Genomic DNA, 24,866 nt, shown 5'->3' on the forward strand with positions numbered 1-24,866 from the left:
AATAGTCATTTAATTTAGGGTATGCGTGTTCATCAACAAAAAGCGTATATATTGCTGAATCGACCCTATAGTGAAACCTCTTGGATCGTCGAAATATTTAGTCGCGAATTCGGTCGATTAGCGTTGATGGCTAAGGGCGCGCGGCGCTTGAAGTCTAAGCAGAAGGGCGTGCTAATTCCGTTTCAACCTACCTTGTTGAGCTGGACTGGTAAAGGCGAAATTCCCACTCTGACATCGGCTGAGATAGATATCAGCGAGTTTGACCTCGGCTCACAAGAGATTCGTGGTGATGGCCTAGTATGTGGTTTTTACTGTAATGAACTGTTGGTCAATTTACTTCACCGTCATGACCCGCATGCACAGCTCTACGACAACTACCACTCTACAATTATGCAATTAGCGAGTCCTGCGAATGCCAGCAATTTGACAGTGTTGTTGCGAGGCTTTGAGCGTCAAGTAATGAAAGAAACTGGCTACGAAATAGATTTTCTTTACGAGGCCGATGGTAAAACAGCGTTGCTTGATGATGCTCATTACTGCTTTCAACCAGGTCAGGGGTTTGTGCGTTTAGCGGGCCAACAATATAATTCTGTGCTTGGTGCGATTATTAAGTCACTCGCGAGTGATGCTATCTTCGCGCTATCAAGCGAGCAGCAGTCTCAAGGTAAGCGTTTGATGCGTGATATATTGGGTCAAAGCATGGGACGAAAACAAATAATAAGCCGCGCGCTGTTTTACCCAAAGCCGCGTAGCAGTTAACGAAAAGAAAGTTAATCGAGAGTTAATAGCCATCATGACAACGCACCACACCATTCAGCTCGGCGTAAATGTCGACCATATCGCCACGCTAAGGCAGGCTAGGGGTACCACCTATCCTGATCCAGCTCAGGCCGCCGATATTGCTCGGCAAGCAGGCGCTGACGGCGTTACGGTCCATTTACGCGAAGACCGGCGACATATTCAGGACCAAGATGTGTACACCATTCGTAGCAATGTTGCGTTGCCAATGAATCTGGAGATGGCAACCACCGACGACATGTTGAAAATTGCGCTCAAGGTTAAACCCTATGAATGTTGTTTGGTGCCTGAAAAACGCGAAGAGTTGACAACAGAAGGCGGTTTGAACGTGGTTGCACAAATGGGGGCAATGCAAGATTATGTTGCTGCTCTAAAAGCTTGTGGCGCGCGGGTATCGCTGTTTATTGATCCTGAACCCTCTCAGATAGAGGCTAGTAAACAAGTCGGGGCTGACATTGTCGAACTACATACTGGGCAATACGCGGATCAGCAAGGCGACCAACAGCAGTGTGAACTCGAACGTATTCAATACGCATCAAGCTTTGCGCATCAGTTAGGTTTACAAGTTAACGCTGGACACGGTCTGCACTACCAAAATGTTATTCCAGTTGCTCAGATTCCTGAAATTGTTTGTCTAAATATTGGGCACTCAATTGTGTCTCGCGCTGCGATCACAGGCTTCTATGAAGCGGTCTTCGCGATGAAACAAATTCTGAATGGCGCTCGGTTGGAGGCTGAAGGAAGTGGAATGTAACGATTGCGTGCGCTAGGTAATGCTACTGAATCGCTTGTTCGCTTAGATTTCCTTCTTATATAACTTATAAAGTTTAAGCACCTTTGAAACGTAGTCTTGAGTTTCTGGGTAGGGCGGAATTCCTTGATACTTACTGACTGCGCCCTCGCCAGCATTGTATGCGGCCAGCGATAGCTCTTTATTGCCGTTGTAACGCTCCATTAGGTCTTTTAAGTGCTGGACTCCGGCATTCATATTCAAGTTGGGGTTGAAATGGTCTTGCTTGAGCTGGTAATTTGCGGCGGTACCCGGCATGAGTTGCATTAGCCCCATCGCGCCAGCGCGTGAAATCGCTGCTGGGTCGAAAGCTGACTCGATGTGGATGACGGCTTTTACGAAGGAGGGTTCGAGGTCATACTTAAGTGCGACGTTGACAATTAGTGCGTCGTACTGAGATTTAATCGGTTTGGCGTAGTAAGGTGAGCGGCTACGCGCCGCGCCATATGGTTTAGTCGCATAACTGCGTTCTAAGCTATAACCTTGCTTATTTACCTTTTTATCGGTAATTAGTTTGCTGCCATCGGGCGTCACATAGACGTAGACCGTAGCAAAAACCGGCGAGGCTGCACAGATTAATATCGCCAAGCCTAGAGCTAGGGTTATTTTACTGAGTATAATTGAGGATATAGTATGTCGGCGCATAAACTAGCTGGTTTAATCTTGTTTGAAAGCTAATGCTTCGTGGCAAGGTCTTGAGCAATGTGGTTGTATTAATTATGAATCTTAGTATGAACTTTCGCTATGGTACAGTATGAGTCGACAATTAATTAACCCATTTTTTTTGATATTTTGATATTAAGAGTCTGTTATGCCGTCATTTGATGTTGTGTCTGAAATAGATAAGCCCGAGCTAAGCAATGCTTTGCATCAGGCCAATAAAGAGTTAGGAACACGTTTTGATTTTAAAGGCACTGATGCACGCGTTGAGCTTAGCGAGTCGACGATGACAGTGTTTGCGGACAATGAGTTTCAAGTTAAGCAGGCGGTCGAGGTCTTATGTCTGAAGTTGGCCGCGCGAGGTATTGACTTGGCGTGTTTGGATTATCAGCGAATTGAAGAGATTGGTGGCGGCAAGGCCAAACAAATCATTTTGCTAAAAGAGGGTATAAACTCGGATCTTGGGCGCAAGTTAGTTAAGCAAATTAAAGATAAGAAACTAAAGGTGCAAACCGCAATACAAGGTGATCAACTTCGCATCACTGGTAAGAAGCGAGATGATTTGCAGACGGTAATCGCCTTTTTGCGCGAAGCGGACGCTGGTATTCCGCTGCAATTTAATAATTTTAGAGATTAAGGGCTCAAACCTTTGGTCAACCAATTACACAACAGGAATGTCTGAATGAAATATATGATTAAAGCAACCATTGGGTTGTTCGCTGCGATAATGTTTGCCCCGCAATTGGTATTGGCCGAGAATGCGAGCCCTGAAATTGAGCGAGTCCGCGCTGAGTTGGTGAAAATGGTGCCGCCAGCTGCGGATGCTGAAATACTGACTACACCAGCTAAAGGTGTATATCGACTTGAGTTAGACGGAGGTTTTTATTACGCCTATGTTGATGGCGATCATATCCTCTTCGGTGATTTAATTAATACCGAAAGCAAAATTAACTTAGGGGAGGTGGCTAAGTCTGAGCGTACTTCGCAGATTATTAGCAGCACGTCGTTGGATAAAATGATTGTGTATGGCCCAAAAGATGCCAAGCGCCACATCACGGTTTTCACCGATATCGATTGCGGTTACTGTCGGAAATTACATCAAGAAGTTCCCGAACTAACAGCGGCCGGCATTCAGGTTCGTTATCTTGCTTTTCCGCGAGCGGGAGTAGGGTCAGAGAGCCACAAAAAATATGTATCAGTTTGGTGTAATGCTGACCAGCAAACTGCTTTGACTGATGCTAAAGCCGGCAAGGCAATAGCGCCAGCAAGCTGTGAGAACCCAGTTGAAGAGACCTATTTACTGGGTCGAAAAGTTGGCGTTGAAGGAACACCAACGATTATTTTTGATGATGGCACGGTGACTCCGGGTTACATTCCGTCAGCACAGTTGATTGATCGCCTGGGTCTAGGGTCACCAACAGCGTCGAACTAATGGTGTTGATTTAGAGTGATGTGTAGGCTAATTAAGCTAGCGTCATCTGCCTAGGCAAGATAGCCACGAGCCATCTAATAACTGTCTATGTGCATTAAAAAAGGAGCCCCAGTTGGCTCCTTTTTTAATGCACTGTTTATTACTTGCTGTAGTAAACGGTGTGTGTCTTGGTGTTACTTAACGTTCGAGGAGTGGCAGTTTGTCTTGTTTGTCAGCCCATTCATCGGCATCTTCCAAGGCTGGCTTCTTCTCGGTGATTACCGGCCAAATAGCGGATAATTCTTCGTTTAACTCAAGGTAATGCGAGTCGCTGGCTTCGAGGTCGTCATCAGCAACAATGGCGTTTACTGGGCATTCAGGCTCACAGAGGCTGCAATCGATACACTCTTCAGGATCAATTACTAAGAAATTAGGACCTTCGTGAAAGCAGTCTACCGGGCAAACTTCCACGCAATCTGTGTATTTGCACTTAATGCATTCTTCTTTAACTACATAAGTCATCGGGCTGATCTCCGCTGCTTCCAGAATTCGATGTTGATACGAGTATGTCTTGATACTCAAAGAGCGCGTATTTTATGTGCTCAGAGTTGTTAAATCAATCGGCAATCGAACTACTCAAGCTGTGATTTAAGTTCATACAGTAGTGTGAGTGCCTGACGTGCTGTCATGTTGTCTAAGTCTGCTTCTTTCAATGCGCTCTCAAGCTTCGAGTCGGCGACCGGTTTGGGCGGTTGTAGATCCAAGCTGCGTTGCGGACTTGGAGACGTTGCTTGACTTGTTTCTAGTTCGCGAAGTTTGTTGTTGGCGGTAGTCAGCACCGTGTCCGGCAGCCCCGCAAGCCTAGCCACCTGTATGCCATAGCTCTGATTGGCTGGACCTTGTTTGACATGGTACATAAATACGATGTTTTGTCCGTGCTCAACCGCATCGAGATGTACGTTTATGACGTTCTCGAGTTGGTCGGCCAGCGTGGTTATTTCAAAGTAGTGGGTCGCGAACAAGCTAAATGCTCGCAGGTGTTGCGCCAGATCCAGTGCACAAGCCCACGCTAATGATAGGCCGTCATAAGTGCTAGTGCCTCGGCCGATTTCGTCAACTAGGACCAAGCTGTTCGGTGTGGCATTGCGCAGTATATTGGCCATTTCAGTCATTTCGACCATGAATGTTGAGCGTCCACCAGCTAGATCATCGGCGGCACCAATGCGAGTAAAAATTCGGTCGATTGGGCCAACGGTAACCGATTGTGCAGGCACATAGCTTCCTGTGTATGCCAATAACACGATAAGCGCGTTTTGGCGCATATAGGTACTTTTTCCGCCCATGTTTGGGCCGGTAATTACATGCATGCGCGTGTTATCGTCGAATACTAAGTCGTTGGCGATAAACGGCTTAGATTGATTGGCTTCTACGACTGGATGACGTCCTTGTTGGATGCTTATCCCAGGATTTTTCGATAGTTGTGGTCGGCAAAAATTCAGTGTTACGGCGCGTTCGGCGAAGTTCGCTAAGACGTCAAGCTCAGCAAGAGATTGTGCCATTGCGCGCATGCCGCCTAATTCAGGTTGCAATGCGTCGAGAACTTGTTGGTATAAATATTTTTCACGGGCAAGTGCTTTTTCGCGCGCGCCCAAGACTTTATCTTCGTACTCTTTGAGTTCTTCGGTAATGTAACGTTCCGCATTTTTAAGCGTCTGACGCCGGATATAATGCTCGGGAACCGAGCCATCTTGCGCTTTCGAGACTTCGATGTAAAAGCCATGTACCCGATTGTATTTTACTCTTAAAGTGCTGATGCCGGTTTGTTCGCGCTCGCGCTGCTCGAGCTCTACCAGAAATTTCCCGGTGTTTTTACTCAGCGTGTGGAGCTCTTCGAATTCAGCATCGAAACTGGGGCGAATCACGCCGCCTTCGCGAATCACCGCAGCGGGCTCTTCTAGTACCGCTGACTCCAGTAGGGCGAGGCTGTTTTGAAATGGCCCGAGTTGACTATTTAGTGTGATGACTAACTCACTTTTAGCCGAGTCGAGGAGATGCTTTATTGCCGGTAAGCATTGCAGTGCGGCACGCAGTCGGACTAGGTCTCGTGGGCGCGCGGTGTTCAGCGCAATCCTGGTTAATATTCGTTCTACATCACCGCAGGTGCGCAGTAGTTTTTGTGTGCTCGATTGATCAAGCTGCTCAATAAATTCCTGAACAGCCAATTGTCGGTGTTGTAGTGCTGTCTGATCGCTAATTGGCCCGTGTAGCCAGCGCCGAAGCAACCTGGCTCCCATCGGGTTGGCACACTGATCCATTAACGCCACCAACGTAAATTTCTGCCCACCAGAAAGGTTGGTCTCGATTTCGAGATTTTGTCGACTGGCGGCATCAATCACCAAATAGTCACTTTTCTGCGAAATGGATAAATCATTGATATGCGGTATTGCGTCGTACTGCATATCCTTGGTGTATTGCAGCAAGGCGCCCGCGGCGCTCACCGCAAGCGGAAAATCTTGGCAGCCGTATGCTACCAAGTTGCCGGTATTAAACTGCTGGCAAAGAAGCTCGGTGGCGACGTCAAAATCGAAATACCAATTTGGTACGCTACGATGCGGGCAGGGCAGGTTAGTTAGTTGGCTGAGTGGACTCGAGTCAGGCAGCAAAATCTCAGCCGGCTGCAGTCGCTGTAATTCGGCATGCAACTGTTCTTCGTTTTCAACTTGCTGTGCTTTGAACTGCCCAAGTGAAAGCTCTAAGGTTGCGATCGAATAGTGCTGATCCTTTTGATAGATAGCGGCTAGCAAGTTGTCGCGCCGTTCGTCCAGCAAGCTGTCTTCGGTTAAGGTGCCCGGTGTTACCACACGCACCACTTTGCGTTCGACTGGGCCTTTCGATGTGGCGGGATCGCCGATTTGTTCGGCGATCGCGACCGATCGTCCGAGCTTGACCAGCTTCGCTAGGTATTGGTCAATGCTATGAAACGGTACGCCAGCCATGGGAATCGGTTCGCCGCCCGACTTGCCGCGTTGGGTCAGTGTGATATCCAGCAATCTAGAAGCCAGTTCGGCATCTTTATAGAAGACTTCATAAAAATCCCCCATTCGATACAGTACCAGAGTGTCTGGGTAATCTGCCTTGATCCGCAGGTACTGCTGCATCATCGGCGTATGTTGGCTATGGCTGGTTGGTGCGGGCGAGCTGGTTGACACGTTCGGCTATCTTCGGTGATGGACGTTGATGGGTTGGGTATGGCTAAATGTGTACGTTTTCTACAATGCTTAGCTTAAGTGGCTGATCATATGTTGGAGCTTTTCGTGTACGCGCGGAGTGCCAGCGACCACGTTGCCCGATTTAAAGACATCTGTGCTGCCGGAGTAATCGGTGATTAGGCCGCCAGCTTCTTTAACCAGAAGTGCCCCAGCTGCAATGTCCCAGTCTTGTAAACCAAATTCCCAGAAACCATCATATCGACCACATGCCACATAGGCTAAGTCGAGTACCGACGAGCCAGTGCGGTGCACGCTTTGGGCGCGAGGCATTAGTGCGGCAAATGTCTTTAACCACAACTTAGTGGTTGCGCCTTCTCGATAAGGGAAGCCGGTGCACAGCAAACTGTCTGAGAGACGGCTGGTTTCGGATACGCGAATACGGCGTCCATCTAATTGCGCGCCACCGCCTTTGCGAGCCGTAAATAGTTCGTTGCGAAACGCATCGTAAACTACTGCGGCGACGATATCGGCTTTATGTTTTAACGCGATTGATACACAGCAGTGAGGATGGCCATGTAGAAAGTTGTGGGTTCCATCTAATGGGTCGATGATCCAGCAGTATTCGCTGTCGCGACCATGATCTCCGGCTTCTTCGCTAATTATATTGTAGTCTGGATGCGCTGATTCCAAGTGATGGATGATAGTGCGTTCAGCGAGCAAGTCGATTTCTGAAACCAGCTCAGTGCGGTCTGCAGTATGCGTTTTCCGATTGACCTTAATGCGGTCAAGTTGGGTAATATTTTGAGTGAAGACTTTACCAGCCTCACGGGCCGCCGTCGTGGCCACATTTAGTGCGCCAGCAATTAGGTTGGATTCCATGCAGAATTTCCGAAGATCAATTGTAAAAAAGCAAAGTCTGATTGTAACCGTGTGGTTTGCTGATTAAAAGACGATGAAGCACCTCATTCGTATATTTGTGCACGATTCCTCGGTACCTGCGCTAAAATGCCACGTCTAACTATTCAGACCTAGCGAATCAATCTGTCGTGGAAATGTTAAATCACATCCGTGTTGTGTTAGTCGAACCAACACATCCGGGCAATATTGGCTCGGTGGCGCGAGCTATGAAGACCATGGGGCTTAGCCGCTTGGTGTTAGTCAACCCTAAGAAATTCCCTCATTACGAGGCGAGCAAGTTGGCCGCGGGAGCAGAAAGTGTGCTTGAAGAGGCTGAAGTGGTCGAGTCGCTGGAGTTGGCGATCGGCGACTGCACCTCGGTAGTCGGTACGTCGGTGCGTGATCGTGAGGTAAGTTGGCCAACTAAGAATCCGCGCGAATCGGCGGCAACGGTGATCGAGCATCTAAGTCATTCAGAGCATCAAGTTGCTATTTTATTCGGTCGCGAGAGTAGTGGCTTGAGTAATGCAGAGTTAGATCGCTGCGATTTTCAAATTCGCATACCCGCTAACCTCGAATATAGCTCGCTTAATCTAGCGAATGCGGTGCAAATCATTGCCTACGAACTTCGGATGCAAGCAATTCAGACATCGTCCGGTCAATTGATTGAGTCACAGGTTGATGTGCCGCAGGCGCCGACCCAAGCTGTGCAACGACAGGTTTCGGCCAGCAAGCACGAGCAAGAAGGTTATTTGTCTCACTTGCAAAACACGCTTCTGGCCTTAGACTTTGTAAAGGTTAAGCCGCCAACAGTGTTGATGCGAAAGTTGACTCGGTTGTATAACAAGGCGGATCTTTCGAAAGAAGAAATACAAATATTGCGCGGGATATTGTCAGCGGTCGACTCGATCATTGAAAAATCAAAAACCGATTAGTGAGCTGGAGGCTAGGAAGTTTTAGTGGTTTCACTAGGCAATTAGCTGATCATGCTCTGGACTTAAATTAGTACTATGTTTCAAAGAATTAAAGAAGATATTCGAATTGTCTTTGAGCGCGACCCGGCGGCACGCCACACGCTCGAAGTGCTCACCACTTATCCTGGTGTGCATGCTGTGTTGTTTCATCGGCTGTCGCATGCATGTTGGAATCTCGGCCTAAAATGGTTGGCGCGATTTATTGCGCATATCAGTCGTTGGCTTACTGGTATTGAAATTCATCCTGGCGCAACGTTGGGGCGGCGTTTGTTTATCGATCATGGCATGGGCGTGGTGATTGGTGAAACGGCTGAAATTGGAGACGATTGCACGTTGTATCATGGGGTTACCCTAGGTGGCACTTCTTGGAATAAAGGTAAACGACATCCGACGCTTGGCAATAATGTCGTGATCGGTGCAGGCGCCAAGGTCTTGGGCCCAATATTTGTTGACGACAATGTGCGCATTGGATCTAATTCAGTGGTTGTCAAAAATGTCGAGAAAGGCGCAACCATGGTAGGCCTGCCCGCGCACGCGGTTGGTTCAGCAGAGTATGATCGAGCTAACGGGCGATTTGAGGCTTACGGTCATCGCCCGACCGCCGACGACCCTGTGGCCCTTGCTATTCATGGCCTGTGTCAGCAGCTACAAGTAATGAATCGTTATAATCAAGACTTACTCAAGCAGCTCGACGCAGCGGGGGTTGATGTGGCCGGAATCCAAATGCCTGAGATCAAAACTGATTGCATTGAGTTGGAGCCGGTGCAGCAGGACGACTTGTAATATTGTATTGCTCCACTATATTAGGGGTGTCGGGGCGAAATGTTCCGGTTTTAATGAGTGCAGCATCGCAATTCGGTGAGAGTAGAAGCTTTCACTTAAAGTATGGTTTATGCATTCGACCGAATATCAGTCACGAAATTTAAATTACACGTTAACGTGAAGGCACTATTATGATTACGCTTACTGAACCTGCTGCTAAACGCATCGCCAGCCAAATTGCTAAAAATGGCGCGATTGCCTTACGTTTCGGAGCCAAGGAGTCGGGCTGCTCCGGATATTCTTATGTGATGGATTTCGCGCGTGAAATCGAAGACGACGATGCTATATTTGAGCAGTTCGGAGTCAGTGTTGCGGTAGATAAAAAAAGTCTGCCAATCGTGACGGGCACACAAATTGACTATGTCTCAGAAGGGTTAAATCAGACCTTCAAATTCTCGAACCCAAAAGCCACCGATGAATGCGGCTGTGGAGAGAGTTTTGCGCTTTAGTGTGGCGCTCTAGTTAGACGCTCTAGATAGATTTTAACCGTTGAGTACGCTTGGAATTAATTAGTGTCTAGGGTTAGGCTCTTGCCGGTGCGATAGCTGGGAGCCGCGCATTATAAAAGGCTTTAAATGGCCGTTTGTTGCTGGTTTTTCGCGTTGTTTGAGCTGGTTTGGCAGCTTAGCGGAAGTAACAGTGCGGCGCTCTTTTGTGGTCGACCAAGTCTCGTTTAGGCTCGAAAGTACGATTATTTCTCTAAAAACGTGATTCGACACAATTATTAACACATTATTAAGGATATTTATTGATATTTGTGTGTGATTTTCTACGAAAAACCATAGAATACGCGTTGAAAGGATGTAAAAGGACTATCCGAAGACATCCCGACTATCCACAACCACAAATAATAAATGAAGAGGGCAATTTGCCGTGAATATTACTCGTATGATCCCTATATTAGCCACCAGCTTTGGATTGGTGTTGGCGCTTTCGAGCCCGGTGGTGTCGGCTCAAGAGTACAAAAAAATCACTCGTCTTGGAACATCTCAGGCAGTTTGTCCTGGTGGCGTTCAGACAGTGGCAGAATTACAAAAATTCTTTGCCGACAATCCAAGTGTTGTAAGAAAGATTCTAGCTGACTCTGGTTGGTCAGGTAGTGCAGATGACTTGATCGCTGCGGTGGCGGCTGGTGAAGTGAGTGAACGCTCATACCCAGTTGGTACTAAGTTGGCTTGGATGGGCGCTAAAGTCAAAGGTGACTATGTTGCAAACCCATTGCGTGAGTGGGCTGGTTCTCAGTCTTTCCCAGCGTTCCAAGTAAACGTTTCAAGCGGTTGTCAGGTTTACCAAGTTGCCATTCCAAAAGAATGTTGTAACGTGTCGCTGGTATCTGTTGTTGCCGACACTTCTACTGAATGCGTTGCGCCTGTAGCTGCTGCGCCAGTAAATGAGGTAGCGCCAGTTGCTGAAGTGGTTCCAGTGAAAGAGAAAGCCAAGTCGTTATTCCCATACTTTGGTGTTTTTGCTGGTACTGAAACACGTGCACGCTATGAGACTGCTTGGGATATGGACATGAAAGATTCATCAGGTTTAATTGGTTTACGAGCCGGTCTGATGAAGCCAATCTCAGATAAAACTGCCTTGTTAGCGCAATTGTCATTCGTAGATCGCAATGGCATTAATCCTGGCAATGTTTACCCTAAAGAAACGTTCTTTTTAGACGTTGGCGTAGAGCGTAAGTTAAGTGAACGTGCCTTCATCGGTGGCGGTATTGGTGCGGCTAACATTGACGAAAGCGATTATCGCGATGCGTCTTTGTTCGGCCACGTCGGTGGTGATATTGGTAAGAGCAATCTGCAGTGGTTCCTAGAAGGACGCCTGTTTGATAGCGATTCACCAAATCACGGCTCCATCTCTGATAACAAAATGTTCAGTGCCGGTTTTCGCTATTTAGTTAAATAGTCGATAAATCTGTAATAATCGGAAAAAGCGGCGACTCGCCGCTTTTTCTGTTTCAGTAAGGTTCACATTGTGAGTAGGGCGGAGGCTGTTTAGATGGCTAGTATTGAAATTAAGTTGGATCAAATTGGTCGACGCGGAGAGTCTCAGCCAGCCATTGCTACTCCGTATGCCGAGCGGTCTCATGACGCCGCTGTTGTATCATCTACTCCGTCGATAGCTGGTAAGACCAAGGCTGTTGGCATTACCACGCTCGGATGTAAGGTAAATACTTACGAGTCGGAGTTGATCGCGGAAACCTTGAAGACCAGCGATTGGCAGGTTGTAGCAAATACCGAAAAGGCTGACTTGTATCTGATTAATACCTGCACTGTGACCCGTGAAGCAGATCGACAAGCTAGACAAGAGGTACGTAAGGCCATTAAGCGAAATCCTGATGCTTTGGTGGTCGTAACTGGGTGTTATGCTCAGATGGATCCGCAAGCCTGTGCCGAGATACCGGGTGTTGACTTGGTATTGGGGAATGATCGAAAACTTGATGTGCATTCACTGCTACCTGCATTAGATCGTGGTGAGCTGCCTAAGGTGATGGTTGGTGATTTAGATCAGCACGTTAGTCTTCCTGAGCAGCTTGTTACCGGCTTTGAGGCACATACTCGAGCCTTTGTGCAAATACAGCAGGGTTGTGATCAAGGATGTACATTCTGCATTATTCATGTGGCGCGAGGCCCGAGTCGTTCTTTAGCGCCGAGCCTTATCAAGCGGCAAGTTCAGCGATTGGTGTTGAATGGCTATCCTGAAGTGGTTATTTGTGGTGTCGATTTAGGCTCGTACGGTGATGATTTTGTCGCTAGTGACGTAAAGTTTGACTTGGTTGATCTGCTGCAAGAGCTTTTATCGCTTGAATATGACCCCGACAATCCATTTCGAATTCGTTTGAGTTCAATTGACCCGCACCATATTACTGAACGTCTTATTGAGTTGTGGGCGCGTGAGCCGAGAATTTGTGCGCATATGCATTTATCGTTGCAGAGTGGCAATGATCTCATTTTGAAACGGATGAAACGTCGATATAGCGGCAGCCAAGTGCGCGAGCGAATTCACGCCTTAAGAGCGGCTATGCCAGAACTTGTGATTAGTGCGGATGTTATGGTCGGTTTTCCGACCGAAACGGAGGCGCAGTACCAAGATACCGAGCAAATGTTAAGCGATATTCAAGTGGCGTTCCCGCATACATTTTCATACTCTGAGCGCAGTGGTACGCCAGCGGCTAGAATTCCGGCAATCAAACAGGTTCCAGTTGTCGAGCGTAAGGACCGTAATGCCCGTCTACGCAAAGCGGCGCAGCCGATTCAGTCTGAGCTGCGTGCGTCACGGGTCGGAAGTTCAGCTTGGGTATTGCCCGAGAAACTGGCGAAAGATGCGAGCTTGATGGTGTGTCGTGCAGAGGATTATCTTGCAGTCCTGGTGCCGGCTAATCAAGTTCAGCATGGTAAATGGGTAAAAGTTCACTACCATGGCGTCGAAAATGATTATTTGCTGGCAAATTCACTCTAACTTCGCATTGGTTTGTTAGTAATTAATGCTGCATGGCGTTAGAATATGCGCCCCTCGTGGCCCTCGAATGGTTGTTGGCCACAGTCCAAATAATTGCTTAACAAAACTATCCTATTGGAGTCTTAAAATGGCTGTTGAACGTACTCTTTCTATAATTAAACCAGATGCTGTCGCTAAAAATGTAATCGGTGAAATTTACTCACGATTTGAAAAAGCAGGCTTGAAAATTGTTGCTGCACGCATGATGCATTTGACCGAAGAGCAAGCCGGAGAATTTTATGCTGTGCATAAAGAGCGTCCGTTTTATGGCGACTTGGTATCTTTCATGACCTCTGGGCCTGTAATCGTGCAAGCGCTTGAAGGCGAAAATGCGATTGCTACACACCGTGATGTAATGGGCGCGACTAACCCAGCTGAAGCGGCTCCAGGTACAATTCGAGCTGATTTCGCTACGAGCATTGACGAAAATGCATGTCATGGTTCTGATGCACCTGAAACGGCTGCACAAGAGATCGAATTCTTTTTCGGTGCCGATGGCGTTTGCCCTCGCACTCGATAGTTAGTTTTATAACACCAGCCCGAATTTCTATGATATTACCTGAGCAAACCGATCAGCCGACTAATTTAATGGGGCTTGATCGTGAGGCAATGGAAGCTTATTTCGCTGCCATTGGCGAGAAATCTTTCCGTGCCTCACAGGTAATGAAGTGGATACATCAGGTTGGTGTTAGCGATTTTGCTGAGATGACTAATCTCAGCAAAACGCTGCGTACTGCGCTTTCTGAGCAAGCTGTGATATCGGTTCCGGAGATCATCTCCGATAATCTATCTGAAGACGGTACGCGTAAGTGGTTGTTAAAGGTGCCCGGTAAGAGCGCCATTGAAATGGTGTTTATTCCAGAAGATTCACGCGGCACCTTGTGTGTGTCTTCGCAAGTTGGCTGTACTCTAAGTTGCTCGTTCTGTGCTACCGGCAAGCAGGGTTATAATCGTGACTTGACCACTGCTGAAATCATCGGGCAAGTCTGGATCGCCAAGCATTTGTTAGCCAAGCAATACAACACTGATCAGCGGATCGTGTCCAATGTAGTAATGATGGGCATGGGCGAGCCGTTGATGAATTTTGACAATGTTGTTTCGGCCATGAAAATCATGCAGGACGATTTCAGTTTTGGTTTATCAAAGCGACGTATTACTCTCAGTACCGCTGGAGTTGTGCCTAAAATTGACGCATTAAAAGAAGCGTGCCCAGTTAGTTTGGCGGTGTCGCTGCACGCCCCCAATGATGCGTTACGCAATGAATTGGTCCCGCTAAATCGAAAATATCCAATTCAACAATTAATGGATGCTTGTAACCGCTATGTTGCTGATTCGAATCGCGCGCGGATTACTTTCGAATATGTGATGTTGTCGGGCGTCAATGACGAGCCTGAACATGCGCATGAGTTAGCGGCGCTAATGCAGACCGTGCCTGGCAAGGTGAACCTGATTCCGTTTAATACATTTGAAGGGATTGAGTATGAGCGCTCATCAAATAATCGAATTAATCGATTTCGTGACATTTTGCATGACGCCGGTGTTATTGTAACGGTTCGGAAGACGCGAGGCGACGATATAGAGGCGGCTTGCGGCCAACTGGCTGGAGATGTAATGGATCGCACACGTCGTGCCGAAAAATTTAGACAAAGCCAAGCCAAAAAAATACAATGAGGGTTATGCCTACTCTAAAACTGTTTCACCAACTATTTATCCGCGCCGCTATTGGCTTCTCACTGCTATTATTTGTTTCTGCCTGCACCACAACTGGTGGTGGTAGTAAGCAAATTACTAAAGCGCAGAAATCTCGAGCTGATCGTGCCATGGTGCACACACAGCTAGCGCGAGGCTATTTGCAGCAAGACCAATACGCTACGGCCAAGACTCAATTGGAGCGAGCGTTAAGCATTGATCCTACCCATTCGGACAGCAATTATGTGATGGCTTTGTTATTGCTGAAGTTGGAACAAAACAGAGAGGCTGAACAGTTTTTCGCTAGGGCGGTTTCGAGTGACCGGCAGAATTCGCCGGCAGCGCACGATTTTGGTGTGTTTTTATGCCAAATTGGTAAAGAGCGAGAAGCGGTTGAATATTTTGAAATCGCCGTTTCTAATCCACTTTTTGATAAAGCTCAGTTGAGTTATATGCGCGCCGGAGAGTGTCTACTCAAGATCAAAGACCCAGTAGCAGAGCAGTATTTAAAGCGAGCATTATCAATTAACCCCCGATTACGCCCCGCCCTATACCAATTGGCGCTGTTAAAATATGAAGCAGGGTCCTATATGTCGGCTCGGGCATACATCGAGCGTTATTTTGCGATTACTAAACCGCAACCTGGCTCGCTTTTGCTAGCATATAAAATAGAATCCCAACTCAATGCCTTAGATGTTGCTGAAGGCTACCGTAGTAAATTGCTAATCGAGTTTCCTGGCTCCAAAGAAGCTGGGTCAGTTCGCCAAGGCAGAAATTAATCGAATTAAATACCATTCATCCTGTTAGTCCAGAGTGGATGAATGTAAGCCCTAGTTAAGTATGGGTTGGTGAAAAGACTGATGGAAGAAAAAAACAAACTTACTGATGACGTGCGCGCTGTACCCGAGCAGGGCAGTGGCAGCTTGCTAGCCGCTGAACGCAAACGACAAAATAAAACCGTTGAAGAGGTTGCAGCGCAACTTAATCTGTCGGTGACGCAAATCCGCACAATAGAACTAGATCAAAGTGAAGGCTTGCCTGAGCCCACTTATGTGCGCGGTTATATCCGGTCTTATGCGAAGCTTTTAGAACTGGATTCTGAAGAGGTTCTTGCACATTACTTGCATCCCAATTGGCAGAAAGGTTCGAGGCTCGATGGTTTGCCAAAAGGCTTAGGTAACGCCAGTACTGGTGATTCCAGAGGTTTTTTCAGTCTTGGTAAATTATTGTTTATTGCCGCAATTGTGGGTATTACCGTGTTTATGTGGATGACGGGCCGGCTTGATGGTCTGCTTGGTAAGCAGGCAGCTCCGGTGGCTGCCTCCATTCAAAGCAGCGGAGCGGTACCCAGTAGTGGTAGTTCTACTCAAGTGACAAGTTCCCCTGTTCAAAATGTGACGAATGATGCGGCGTCTGATGCGGCTGTGGTTGGTTCTGACTCTGATGAAAACTCTGAGCAAGCTGATGAGCTTAATGCTGACGCGGTAGAAGCAGCTGGGCATGAGTTAGTATTGAATTTCTCTGATACTTCTTGGATTGATATTCGTGATGCCGACGGTAAGCGACTTGCGTACAAAAGTTATGCCGGAGGGGAAGAGCTGGTAGTTTCCTCGCAGATTCCAATGAGTGTGTTTATCGGCAATGCTAAAGCGGTAACCGCCACGTATAACGGGGCTGCATTTGATTTGACTGCACATCGAGAAGGTGTGTTCGCGAGATTTTCGTTAGGCGAATAAACCTTTTCGTCGGTAGTAATGTCGGCATCAATGCTGGCGTGTGTTTTTAGCCCCAATGCGTATAGCAAGATTGTTTAATGAGCAAAAAAGCCCAGATTAATGCCGTTCGAGGTATGAATGATATTTTGCCGCAGGACAGTCGGCTTTGGCTTCGTGTCGAATCTATCTGTGCAGCGGTTTTTGCGCGTCATAGTTACCAGCAAATTCGAACGCCCATCATCGAAAGTACCAGTCTATTCTCCCGCTCTATTGGCGAAGAGACTGATATTGTGTCTAAGGAAATGTATACCTTCGAAGATCGAAACGGTGATTCCTTGACCTTACGTCCTGAGGGTACTGCAAGCACGGTCAGGGCTGGAATCGAAAACAGCTTATTTTATAACCAGCAACAACGATTATGGTACACCGGCCCGATGTTTCGCCACGAGCGACCACAGAAGGGGCGTTATCGGCAATTCCATCAGATTGGCGTTGAGTGCTACGGCTGGAGTTCGCCAGACATTGAAGCCGAGGTCTTGTCTCTAACACGTCAGTTGTTTGACGAGTTGGGGCTTGAAAAAACCGAACTGCAAATCAATAGTTTGGGAGATAAGAGCGCACGAGCAAGTTACCGAGAGAGTTTGGTGGCCTATTTATCGCAACATAAAGATCAACTCGATGAAGATAGTGTACGCCGACTGACAACCAATCCGTTGCGGATTCTCGATAGCAAGAATCAGACGGTGCAAGAGCTGCTAGTTGATGCGCCGAGTATTCTGGATTTTTTGAATGAGGCGTCGCGACAGCATTTTGAAACCTTGCAGCAACATCTCATAGATTTAGATATTTCGTTTGTTATCAACCCTCGTTTAGTGCGTGGGCTGGATTACTATAACGATACGGTGTTTGAGTGGGTAAATGCGGATTTCGGTGCTCAGTCTACCGTTTGTGGCGGTGGTCGTTACGATTCCATGGTTGAGCAATTAGGTGGACATGCCACGCCAGGCTTCGGCTTTGGTATGGGGCTTGAGCGTTTGATTCAAATCTTGCAAGAACAAGGAGCCAGCATTGCTCTTGAGCAAAAGACATTAGATGTTTTTATTGTGTCGGTTGGTGAAGCCGCGCGTCGGCAGGCCTTAGTTGTTCAGTCTTTGCTGACTAGATCTGGTTTGAGTGTGCAATGCCACATGGGCGAAGGCTCAATGAAAAACCAATTTAAGCGAGCTGATAAAAGTGGTGCTGCGGTGGCGGTGATTATTGGTGAACAAGAGGCGGCAAATAACTCGGCAAGCGTTAAATTGTTGCGGGTTCGGCCTGACTCCGGTGAAACAGCGAACCAGCAACCGATAATCGCGCAAAACGATGTCGTTAACGCCGTGACTAATTTACTAGAATCGCTATAATGCACAGTCCCGCATAACGCTCGCTTGCTTAGAGTGCTGTTTTGCGACGTTGTTTGACGTGCTAGCGTCTAACGATGATTAGAATGGGCCATTGGCCTAGATAACAAAAAGAATTTACTGAGAGCAATTCACATGGCAGACGATATTTTTCTGACCCCCGAAGAACAAGACGAGCGTGCTCGTCAGTGGCTAAAAGACAATGGACCGGCACTTGTCATCGGTATTGCACTTGGGCTTGGGGCGATCTTTGGTTGGGACTATTATAAAAAGGCTCAGCTCGAACTAGCGGAAGGTGCTAGTGCCGTTTATGCTGAGACTTTAGAAAGCGTGCAAAGCTCGGAGCTTGCTGATATTTCAGCTCAGGTCGACACACTTAAGCAAGATTATTCGGGTACATCGTATGCCGCTAAGGCAGTATTGATTCGAGCCAAGCAATTAGCGTTGAGTGACATGGCTGCCGCTTACGATGAGCTACAGTGGGTCATTGATAACTCTGATGAGAGTGGATTGCAGCACACCGCGCGACTTAGGCAAGCAAAAATTAAACTGGCGCAAGGTGAATTGGCTGCAGCAAAGGCTCTGGCATCGCACCAACCGACACAGGGGTTTACCTCTAATTACGCTGAAATATTAGGCGATATTGCGGTGCAAGAAGGCGATTTGTTGAGTGCCCGCGTTAATTATCAAACGTCGATTGACGCTTTGTCAGAAACGCAAGCCGCTTATGCACAAGTGCTATCGATTAAGTTAGATCGACTGCCAAACAATGAGTCAGCGGAAGTTACTTCGGCTGATGCAGACTCCGGCGTAGAGTAGTATTAATCGATTCATTTGAATCGGGCTAGATAAAGACAGTAGGCCACAGTCGCACCATTCTATGGAGGCTGTATTCTAGGTGAAAAATGACACAGGTTACTATGAACAAATTTAGACTTATTATGGTGTGCTCTTTGCTGCTCATGGTGGCAGCTTGCGGTGGCAAATCTAAAAAGACAGAATTTTTTGGTCCTGAGGAAAAACCTAAGAAGCCAAAAGTTGAGACCACTACAAAGCTAAAACGTAACTGGTCTCATCAGCTTGGTAAGCGTATAACCCCCGGCGATGCGGTATTGTCACCGGCGCTACTTGGTGAGTACGTATATGCTGCAGCGGCTAACGGCCGAGTCGAGAAGATTGCTATTGATACGGGTAAGACGCAATGGTCTTTTAAGTTAAAGGACGAGCGTATTACAGCTGGTGTTGGTGTTGGTGGTGGTTTAGTCCTGACCGGAACCGGTGAAGGTATCATCTACGCCTTAAATCAAGATGATGGTGAATTGGCTTGGAAAGCGGTTTTAGACAGTGAGGTCTTAGCGAGCCCAGTCATCGAAGGTTCGGTAGTGGTTGCGCGTACCGGTGATGGTAAGGTTTATGGCCTTTCAGCATTTGACGGTTCGCGTAAATGGACTATCAGTCGCCAGCTACCCAAGTTAACTTTACGCGGAGATTCGCGGCCAGTGGTCACGCAAGGTGTTGTTTTTGCAGGCTTCTCTGACGGTTTATTGGCGGCGATTGAAGCTGAAACCGGCCGTGCTCTATGGGACTTTCCGATCTCTTTTCCGCGCGGCACAAATGATATCGACCGCTTATCAGATATTGACACTAACCCGTTGTTAGTCGGTGATCATATTTATGTGTCTTCTTATCAAGAAGTCACTCATGCACTGGATATTCCGGGTCAAAAAATTTCGTGGAGCACCGACGTCTCTTCGTACCATTCACTGGCATATGACGCGGCATTTTTATACATCAGTGATAAGAATGGCGTGATACATCAGATCAATCGTTCGAATGGCAACAAAACGTGGTCTCAAACTGCGCTTCGTTTGTTTCCTGTCTCTGCACCGGTCTCGGTTGGGCCGTATGTGGTAGTCAGTGAAGGAGATGGCGGCTTGTATATTTTGAGTAAGCAAGATGGTCGTCTAGTGGGTAAGCATAGCCTTGGCGCTAAGACTATTATCGGCGAACCCGCGGTCGATTCTGACACCATATTCATTCTCGACAGTGATGGTGCGCTGCAGTCGCTAAGCCTAATTAACAACGGCAGTTAGCACGCTGACTTAGTTATTGTGCTACCGCTGCAACGCCGGCGGTAATACTTATTGTGACTTGTTGGGCGTTGACTAAAACCTCTTAGGTATTACCATCGTGGACGAACAAGAATACATCGAATCAACGCCTTCAGTTGATCATCCCAAACCAATTATTTCTATTGTCGGTCGCCCCAATGTGGGCAAGTCGACATTGTATAACCGGTTAACTCGTAGCCGTGACGCGATTGTCGATGACCGGCCCGGAGTGACTCGTGACCGCATGGTCGGGGTTGGACGAGTCGGAGCCTTACCGTATTGGGTTGTAGATACCGGCGGTATTGAGTCTGACGATGAAGAGATTCACTCGCTAATGCGTGAGCAAGTGGATTTTGCACTACATGATAGCGACGCCGTCATTTTCATCGTGGATGGACGCGATGGCGCCACGCCGGTCGATTTTGATATCGCTAAATTGCTGCGCCAAAGCCCCAAAATTTCAGTCTATTTGGCGGTGAATAAAGCCGAAGGTTTAGATCGGGCGATGATCGCTGCCGATTTTTATCAACTGGGTTTGGATCAGCCGACTATCATTTCTGGTAAAAACGGTGATGGCGTGGTTCGCTTAATGAATCGCGTATTGGAAGAAACAGAGGCGCGGCAAAGTGCCGAGCAGTCATCGTATGTAATTCCCGAAGGCGTCGCTAAGTTGGCGATCGTCGGGCGGCCTAACGTTGGCAAGTCGACCTTGCTAAACACGCTGGTTGGAGAAGAGCGAGTAGTGGTTTATGACATGCCTGGAACCACTCGCGACAGTATTCATGTACCGTTTAAGTTTGCTGATAAAGAGTATGTGTTAATTGATACTGCGGGCATGCGCAAGAAGTCCCGTATCGATGATCGCGTGGAACGTTTTTCAGTTATGAAAACCCTACGAGCCGTTGAATTGGCGCAAGTTGTCGCGATTGTGCTGGATGCGCGAGATGGCATCGTCGATCAAGATAATCGTTTGATTAACTTGGTGTTTACCAGCGGTCGATCGTTGATGATTCTGGTCAACAAGTGGGACGGCATGAGTGCCTATGAGCGTGATCAAGTTCGAGCGCAAATTGATCGTAAATTTGGTCACATGGGAAATATTCCCATCGAATTCATTTCGGCTAAATTGGGTAAAAACATAGATGTGATTATGCCTCTGATCGACAAATTGTACGACAGTGCAATGACCGACATGAGTACAGGGCAGATCAATAGAATATTAAAAGAGGCGGAAGAGAAGCGTAATCCGCCGATGGTAGGCAACTACCGCATCAAGTTGAAATTTGGACATCAAGGTGGAATGAACCCTCCGCATGTCATTATTCATGGCAACCAGCTTGATAAGTTGCCGCAAACGTATCAGCGTTATTTGTCGAACACCTTCGAACGTGAGTTCAACATGGTGGGTACCAAAGTACGCTTGTCGCTTAAAACGTCCGATAACCCATATAAGCCTGATGAAAATTCACGTAAAAGTAAGGACAAAGTTAAGTATCGTGGCGGCGGGCGCGGTAAAGCTAAGTAGTTATTTATAAGTAGCTGTTTACTAGCTGCTCGTTGAATGAGAATTCATTAAGGCGGTACGTGCTTAACCTAGTTATTAGCAACGAGTAATGCGTAGCTTGTTATTGGGTTATAGCCGTTTCGTGTTGTGTCGATTGAATCGTTTTGATGACTAATTCGGCCTGACGCCATGGCAGGAAATGGCCTTCCGATTCAAGCTCAATAATATCTAATTGTCTGAAGTGATTTTGCCATGATTGTTTGGCAAATGTGGCGTTGTCGGGCGACACTAATCGATCCTTCATTCCTTGGATTACCACCACATCTACGTTTAGTCGGTTCTCCACTAGCTGCTGGTTCATGATGTTTAACTGTTGACTCAAGTTCATTATTTCTCGATTAGAGTGACGCATGGAGCGGCCGATAAGGCGAGATATGAGCCAAGTGTTAGCGGCTCGGTTATACCATCGCGGCTTGCCTAGTTTTGGGTCAAGCGAGCCAGCTAGTAATATTAGGCGCCTGACTTTTTGCGGTGCCAATAACGCAACTTTCGGCGCGATAGATGCTCCTAAGGAGTGACCTACGACAATCCATTGCTGGTTGGGGAACTTTTCCATAACGGCAATGATTGACTGTGCTTGCAGGGCAAAGTCGCCATCTACTAATTTGTCGGGTAGTGTTGAAGTTCCCCAGCCTAACCGGTCAACTGATATCAACAGAAACTCCGATTGGAGCGATGAGTTTTCTAGGTACGACGAGAATGCAGTTCCATCGCCTGGCGTGCCATGAATAAATAATACGCCGGGTTTGTTGACGTCGCCGGCTACTCGATAGGCAATTTCAAAATCATTAACTTCAGCTTTGGCTAAAATCACTTGCGTACCAAGTTTTGCCGGCGTGGCATTTCCTTTAGAGGCGGTCATGTTAAACGACACTAGGCTGAACAGCATAACTAGCAATAAGCTGATAATCGTTTTTTTCACCATTGGCATTCGGTAAGGCAAAGTTGGAGCTAGGGCTTTAATTGTGTCAAAACAAAAGGGTTAACCAGCGCATGGTTTAGTCGAGTCTGCCAAACTATGGTTCGCGGTTCATTATCTGAGTTGTTATTTGAAACTGGAACTTTACCCAATACAGCGCCGGCGTTCACGCCATTGCCAGCGGCCACGGTGAGATCTCCAATGCCTTCAATCATGCTGTATAAGCCACGCCCATGGTCAAGAAAAACCGTGGAGATGCCATCTTCAGTGGTGATAACTCGAGACACAATGGCACTCTGTGGCGAGGTCACATTGGCGAACTCTGTGGTGGTAAAGCTTACGGCATTTACGCTCGTCAGAGCGCCAGATTTAGCATCGACTAATTGCTTGCCAAAGGTTTCCGACCAACCCCCTTCAACCGGAAGTTGCAGCGGTAAGCTGGGTTGTTGGGTATTACTAAAGTCGATCTCACTCCAGCTCTGGTAGTTTCTAATTGGTGCGCTGATATCGGTCTGAGTGGGTTCGATGCCATCAATTAACTCGGTTAGGGTTGGATGATGTCGAACTTTAATGGTCGTGAATTCATCACGACTAGTCTCGGTGTTTCTACGAAAATACACTACGTATTCGCCTGGCAGAGTGTCTAGGTCAATTCCGATCAGCACACGCCAGTGGCGTTTTAGCTCAATGATGACCGGTTCATACAGCCCGAAGCGGATATCCGGAAGTTCTTGTGTTTGCTTTTTAAACTCAAGCTCTACAACCCCTCCAGGGTAGTTGTGTTCTGCACCAGCCACCGAGATTCCACACACGATTAATGTGAAAATGGCGAACAGGTTCCGAGCTAGACTTGGCATCAACTGTCGACTCCGTTTTGCTGACGAGTGTTTTTAGTTAGCTTGCCTGCAGCGACCTCATGTGTCTGTTCAACCTGGCAGTGGATTAAGCCGTCGCGTACTTGCAAATCAATGCGCTCACCGGTAGTGACGTCTTTTATACTCCGGACTATTTTATCGTCTTGCTGGCGGGCAATACTAAATCCACGTTCGATGGTTGCTAGCGGGCTTACCAAGTTTAACTGACCGGCTAGCGATGCAAATTGTTGTTTGGCTGAGCTAAGTGTGTGGGTTTGCACGCGTTGGAGTCGTCGCGCCAGCTGAAAGGTGTTGGCGCTATGCTGTGCTAGCTGACGCGACGGATGTGAATGCATAAATCGAGCTTGGATGGCAGATGTGGCGCGCTGCTGGCTGCTTACTTCTCGACGTGCGGCGCGTTCAAGCTGAGTTGCTAATGCTGTGAGGCGGTTGGATTTAGCGACGAGTTGTTCGCGTGGATGTGTCAATTGACGGGCCGTCATGTCAACATTTTGCGCTAAGCGTTGAGTGAGTCGAGCAAAGCTGCGGGGCAACCTAAACCCTAGCGCCATCACTTGAGTTTGAAGTTGATCGGTGTCAGGACTTAACATTTCTGCCGCAGCGGTTGGTGTGGGCGCTCGCAAATCAGCGACTAAATCAGCAATTGTTACATCTACCTCGTGCCCAACTCCACTGACGATTGGAATCGGGCAGGCATAGATCGCGCGAGCGACATCTTCATGGTTGAAGCACCATAAATCCTCGAGCGAGCCACCGCCGCGGCTTACTATGAGCACATCTGCACGTTGGTGCTGAACGGCGCTTTGAATCGCCTCGACTATCGACGCGGCTGCGGTATCACCTTGCACGGTGGCCGGATACAGTGTGATCGGGATGCCCGGGCAGCGACGTTTAAATGTGGTGATAATGTCGCGTACAGCGGCGCCGGACGGTGAGGTAATGAGTCCAATGTGTTTGGCAAACGAGGGCACAGCCTGCTTGTGAGATTGGTCAAATAAGCCTTCGGCGTTTAATGATTGTTTTAGCTGTTCAAATTGTCGCTGCAATAACCCTTCGCCAGCTTCCTCGATATGTTGCACAATGCATTGCAAATCGCCTCGCGCAGTATACACCGAAATTTTTGCGCGCACTCTGACAAGGTCGCCGGCCTTGGGGCGGTAACGATTTATTCCGGCACGACCTTTGAACATCGCACATCGCAGTTGTGATCGTTCATCCTTGAGGCTGAAATACAGATGGCCGGAGGCAGGAGCGCTTAGCGATGATAGTTCGCCCTCAATCCACACTTCGGGATAACTGGTTTCCATAAGCCGACGCATCTGCTCGGCGAGTTCGCTGACTTGAAAAACCGCTGGTGATTGGTTCATTAAACTGGCTTTAGTGTGGGTTGCAATGGTTGCTTGGGTTCGATTTAGACGGCTGGCGCTGGTTAAATCGTAGTTTGGCTATAGTATAAAAGTTCCAGCGCGCAAAAAATGTCATATTTTTATCGAATAGTTGGAGTCGCTTGTAGGCGTGGCAAGCTAGGTTGGTT

General features: G+C 47.7%; 24 protein-coding genes. 17 read left to right on the forward strand and 7 right to left on the reverse strand.

Annotated features, from left to right (window positions below; genetic code table 11):
* Nucleotides 1-21: 21 nt before the first annotated feature.
* Both recO and pdxJ read left to right on the forward strand, forming a co-directional pair.
* Nucleotides 22-759 carry a DNA repair protein RecO gene (recO, locus tag DFR28_RS14705; protein WP_113955136.1) on the forward strand — a complete coding sequence of 246 codons (738 nt, stop codon included), beginning with the start codon at nucleotides 22-24 and terminating at the stop codon, nucleotides 757-759.
* A gap of 34 nt (nucleotides 760-793) precedes the next feature.
* A complete protein-coding gene (gene pdxJ, locus DFR28_RS14710) occupies nucleotides 794-1,552 on the forward strand; it encodes a pyridoxine 5'-phosphate synthase (protein ID WP_113955137.1) in 759 nt (252 codons plus the stop codon).
* A gap of 42 nt (nucleotides 1,553-1,594) precedes the next feature.
* Here the strand turns inward: pdxJ and DFR28_RS14715 are convergent, their stop codons facing one another.
* A complete protein-coding gene (locus tag DFR28_RS14715; RefSeq protein ID WP_113955138.1) occupies nucleotides 1,595-2,233 on the reverse strand; it encodes a lytic transglycosylase domain-containing protein in 639 nt (212 codons plus the stop codon).
* A gap of 166 nt (nucleotides 2,234-2,399) precedes the next feature.
* Between DFR28_RS14715 and DFR28_RS14720 the strand changes: the two genes are divergently transcribed.
* Both DFR28_RS14720 and DFR28_RS14725 read left to right on the forward strand, forming a co-directional pair.
* Nucleotides 2,400-2,885 carry a YajQ family cyclic di-GMP-binding protein gene (locus DFR28_RS14720; RefSeq protein WP_113955139.1) on the forward strand — a complete coding sequence of 162 codons (486 nt, stop codon included), beginning with the start codon at nucleotides 2,400-2,402 and terminating at the stop codon, nucleotides 2,883-2,885.
* A 45-nt stretch (nucleotides 2,886-2,930) separates the two neighbouring features.
* Nucleotides 2,931-3,680: a DsbC family protein gene (locus DFR28_RS14725; RefSeq protein ID WP_113955140.1), complete on the forward strand. Its 750-nt coding sequence runs from the start codon at nucleotides 2,931-2,933 to the stop codon at nucleotides 3,678-3,680.
* Between the two features lie 177 nt (nucleotides 3,681-3,857).
* Here DFR28_RS14725 and fdxA read toward each other — a convergent pair whose 3' ends face one another.
* The 3 genes from fdxA to DFR28_RS14740 form a co-directional block, all read right to left on the reverse strand.
* Entirely contained in the window at nucleotides 3,858-4,181 is a 324-nt protein-coding gene (gene fdxA, locus DFR28_RS14730; RefSeq protein ID WP_113955141.1) for a ferredoxin FdxA, read from the reverse strand.
* 110 nt (nucleotides 4,182-4,291) lie between these two features.
* Entirely contained in the window at nucleotides 4,292-6,820 is a 2,529-nt protein-coding gene (gene mutS, locus DFR28_RS14735; RefSeq protein ID WP_113955142.1) for a DNA mismatch repair protein MutS, read from the reverse strand.
* A gap of 117 nt (nucleotides 6,821-6,937) precedes the next feature.
* Complete coding sequence (locus tag DFR28_RS14740; protein ID WP_211317005.1) at nucleotides 6,938-7,747, reverse strand: inositol monophosphatase family protein; 810 nt, start codon at nucleotides 7,745-7,747, stop codon at nucleotides 6,938-6,940.
* Nucleotides 7,748-7,920: 173 nt separating this feature from the next.
* Between DFR28_RS14740 and DFR28_RS14745 the strand changes: the two genes are divergently transcribed.
* From DFR28_RS14745 to der, 13 genes are all read left to right on the forward strand, one after another.
* A complete protein-coding gene (locus DFR28_RS14745) occupies nucleotides 7,921-8,700 on the forward strand; it encodes an RNA methyltransferase (protein ID WP_113955143.1) in 780 nt (259 codons plus the stop codon).
* Nucleotides 8,701-8,775: 75 nt separating this feature from the next.
* Entirely contained in the window at nucleotides 8,776-9,522 is a 747-nt protein-coding gene (cysE, locus tag DFR28_RS14750) for a serine O-acetyltransferase (protein ID WP_113955144.1), read from the forward strand.
* A gap of 167 nt (nucleotides 9,523-9,689) precedes the next feature.
* On the forward strand, nucleotides 9,690-10,010 hold the full coding sequence (locus tag DFR28_RS14755) for an iron-sulfur cluster assembly accessory protein (protein WP_113955145.1): 321 nt from the start codon (nucleotides 9,690-9,692) through the stop codon (nucleotides 10,008-10,010).
* A gap of 424 nt (nucleotides 10,011-10,434) precedes the next feature.
* Nucleotides 10,435-11,466, forward strand: coding sequence for a hypothetical protein (locus DFR28_RS14760; RefSeq protein ID WP_147251028.1), 1,032 nt, complete (start codon nucleotides 10,435-10,437; stop codon nucleotides 11,464-11,466).
* Between the two features lie 93 nt (nucleotides 11,467-11,559).
* Nucleotides 11,560-13,020, forward strand: coding sequence for a tRNA (N(6)-L-threonylcarbamoyladenosine(37)-C(2))-methylthiotransferase MtaB (gene mtaB, locus DFR28_RS14765; RefSeq protein ID WP_113955147.1), 1,461 nt, complete (start codon nucleotides 11,560-11,562; stop codon nucleotides 13,018-13,020).
* A 127-nt stretch (nucleotides 13,021-13,147) separates the two neighbouring features.
* Entirely contained in the window at nucleotides 13,148-13,579 is a 432-nt protein-coding gene (gene ndk / locus DFR28_RS14770) for a nucleoside-diphosphate kinase (RefSeq protein ID WP_113955148.1), read from the forward strand.
* Nucleotides 13,580-13,608: 29 nt separating this feature from the next.
* The gene (gene rlmN / locus DFR28_RS14775) at nucleotides 13,609-14,730 is read left to right on the forward strand and encodes a dual-specificity RNA methyltransferase RlmN (protein WP_113955149.1); all 1,122 of its coding nucleotides are present in this window, start codon (nucleotides 13,609-13,611) and stop codon (nucleotides 14,728-14,730) included.
* 5 nt (nucleotides 14,731-14,735) lie between these two features.
* Nucleotides 14,736-15,527: a type IV pilus biogenesis/stability protein PilW gene (gene pilW, locus DFR28_RS14780; RefSeq protein ID WP_170132119.1), complete on the forward strand. Its 792-nt coding sequence runs from the start codon at nucleotides 14,736-14,738 to the stop codon at nucleotides 15,525-15,527.
* 81 nt (nucleotides 15,528-15,608) lie between these two features.
* A complete protein-coding gene (locus tag DFR28_RS14785) occupies nucleotides 15,609-16,484 on the forward strand; it encodes a RodZ domain-containing protein (protein WP_113955151.1) in 876 nt (291 codons plus the stop codon).
* 77 nt (nucleotides 16,485-16,561) lie between these two features.
* Nucleotides 16,562-17,866 carry a histidine--tRNA ligase gene (gene hisS, locus DFR28_RS14790; RefSeq protein ID WP_113955152.1) on the forward strand — a complete coding sequence of 435 codons (1,305 nt, stop codon included), beginning with the start codon at nucleotides 16,562-16,564 and terminating at the stop codon, nucleotides 17,864-17,866.
* A gap of 132 nt (nucleotides 17,867-17,998) precedes the next feature.
* A complete protein-coding gene (locus DFR28_RS14795; protein ID WP_113955153.1) occupies nucleotides 17,999-18,682 on the forward strand; it encodes a YfgM family protein in 684 nt (227 codons plus the stop codon).
* Nucleotides 18,683-18,783: 101 nt separating this feature from the next.
* The gene (bamB, locus tag DFR28_RS14800; protein ID WP_170132120.1) at nucleotides 18,784-19,956 is read left to right on the forward strand and encodes an outer membrane protein assembly factor BamB; all 1,173 of its coding nucleotides are present in this window, start codon (nucleotides 18,784-18,786) and stop codon (nucleotides 19,954-19,956) included.
* Between the two features lie 97 nt (nucleotides 19,957-20,053).
* Nucleotides 20,054-21,499: a ribosome biogenesis GTPase Der gene (gene der, locus DFR28_RS14805; protein ID WP_170132121.1), complete on the forward strand. Its 1,446-nt coding sequence runs from the start codon at nucleotides 20,054-20,056 to the stop codon at nucleotides 21,497-21,499.
* Between the two features lie 100 nt (nucleotides 21,500-21,599).
* On the opposite strand, the gene DFR28_RS14810 is transcribed toward der, so the two are convergent.
* Genes DFR28_RS14810 through xseA form a run of 3 tightly spaced genes read right to left on the reverse strand, consistent with a single transcriptional unit; the run spans nucleotide 21,600 to nucleotide 24,699 of the window.
* On the reverse strand, nucleotides 21,600-22,460 hold the full coding sequence (locus tag DFR28_RS14810; protein WP_170132122.1) for an alpha/beta fold hydrolase: 861 nt from the start codon (nucleotides 22,458-22,460) through the stop codon (nucleotides 21,600-21,602).
* A gap of 29 nt (nucleotides 22,461-22,489) precedes the next feature.
* Nucleotides 22,490-23,314, reverse strand: a complete 825-nt coding sequence (locus tag DFR28_RS14815) for a M23 family metallopeptidase (RefSeq protein ID WP_113955157.1) — start codon at nucleotides 23,312-23,314, stop codon at nucleotides 22,490-22,492.
* The gene (gene xseA, locus DFR28_RS14820; protein WP_113955158.1) at nucleotides 23,314-24,699 is read right to left on the reverse strand and encodes an exodeoxyribonuclease VII large subunit; all 1,386 of its coding nucleotides are present in this window, start codon (nucleotides 24,697-24,699) and stop codon (nucleotides 23,314-23,316) included. Before xseA ends, DFR28_RS14815 begins: the two co-directional genes overlap by 1 nt.
* Nucleotides 24,700-24,866 lie beyond the last annotated feature (167 nt).

The organism is Arenicella xantha (assembly GCF_003315245.1).
In the GTDB taxonomy this organism is placed as follows: domain Bacteria; phylum Pseudomonadota; class Gammaproteobacteria; order Arenicellales; family Arenicellaceae; genus Arenicella; species Arenicella xantha.

Coding starts and splice junctions, on each gene's coding strand:
- DFR28_RS14745 (WP_113955143.1), top strand. CDS start 7,921: ATGTTAAATCACATCCGTGTTGTGTTAGTCGAACCAACACATCCGGGC.
- DFR28_RS14715 (WP_113955138.1), bottom strand. CDS start 2,233: ATGCGCCGACATACTATATCCTCAATTATACTCAGTAAAATAACCCTA.
- DFR28_RS14785 (WP_113955151.1), top strand. CDS start 15,609: ATGGAAGAAAAAAACAAACTTACTGATGACGTGCGCGCTGTACCCGAG.
- DFR28_RS14725 (WP_113955140.1), top strand. CDS start 2,931: ATGAAATATATGATTAAAGCAACCATTGGGTTGTTCGCTGCGATAATG.
- bamB (WP_170132120.1), top strand. CDS start 18,784: ATGAACAAATTTAGACTTATTATGGTGTGCTCTTTGCTGCTCATGGTG.
- pdxJ (WP_113955137.1), top strand. CDS start 794: ATGACAACGCACCACACCATTCAGCTCGGCGTAAATGTCGACCATATC.
- ndk (WP_113955148.1), top strand. CDS start 13,148: ATGGCTGTTGAACGTACTCTTTCTATAATTAAACCAGATGCTGTCGCT.
- mutS (WP_113955142.1), bottom strand. CDS start 6,820: ATGATGCAGCAGTACCTGCGGATCAAGGCAGATTACCCAGACACTCTG.
- rlmN (WP_113955149.1), top strand. CDS start 13,609: ATGATATTACCTGAGCAAACCGATCAGCCGACTAATTTAATGGGGCTT.
- fdxA (WP_113955141.1), bottom strand. CDS start 4,181: ATGACTTATGTAGTTAAAGAAGAATGCATTAAGTGCAAATACACAGAT.
- DFR28_RS14740 (WP_211317005.1), bottom strand. CDS start 7,747: ATGGAATCCAACCTAATTGCTGGCGCACTAAATGTGGCCACGACGGCG.
- cysE (WP_113955144.1), top strand. CDS start 8,776: ATGTTTCAAAGAATTAAAGAAGATATTCGAATTGTCTTTGAGCGCGAC.
- xseA (WP_113955158.1), bottom strand. CDS start 24,699: ATGAACCAATCACCAGCGGTTTTTCAAGTCAGCGAACTCGCCGAGCAG.
- DFR28_RS14720 (WP_113955139.1), top strand. CDS start 2,400: ATGCCGTCATTTGATGTTGTGTCTGAAATAGATAAGCCCGAGCTAAGC.
- hisS (WP_113955152.1), top strand. CDS start 16,562: ATGAGCAAAAAAGCCCAGATTAATGCCGTTCGAGGTATGAATGATATT.
- DFR28_RS14815 (WP_113955157.1), bottom strand. CDS start 23,314: ATGCCAAGTCTAGCTCGGAACCTGTTCGCCATTTTCACATTAATCGTG.
- recO (WP_113955136.1), top strand. CDS start 22: ATGCGTGTTCATCAACAAAAAGCGTATATATTGCTGAATCGACCCTAT.
- DFR28_RS14795 (WP_113955153.1), top strand. CDS start 17,999: ATGGCAGACGATATTTTTCTGACCCCCGAAGAACAAGACGAGCGTGCT.
- mtaB (WP_113955147.1), top strand. CDS start 11,560: ATGGCTAGTATTGAAATTAAGTTGGATCAAATTGGTCGACGCGGAGAG.
- pilW (WP_170132119.1), top strand. CDS start 14,736: ATGCCTACTCTAAAACTGTTTCACCAACTATTTATCCGCGCCGCTATT.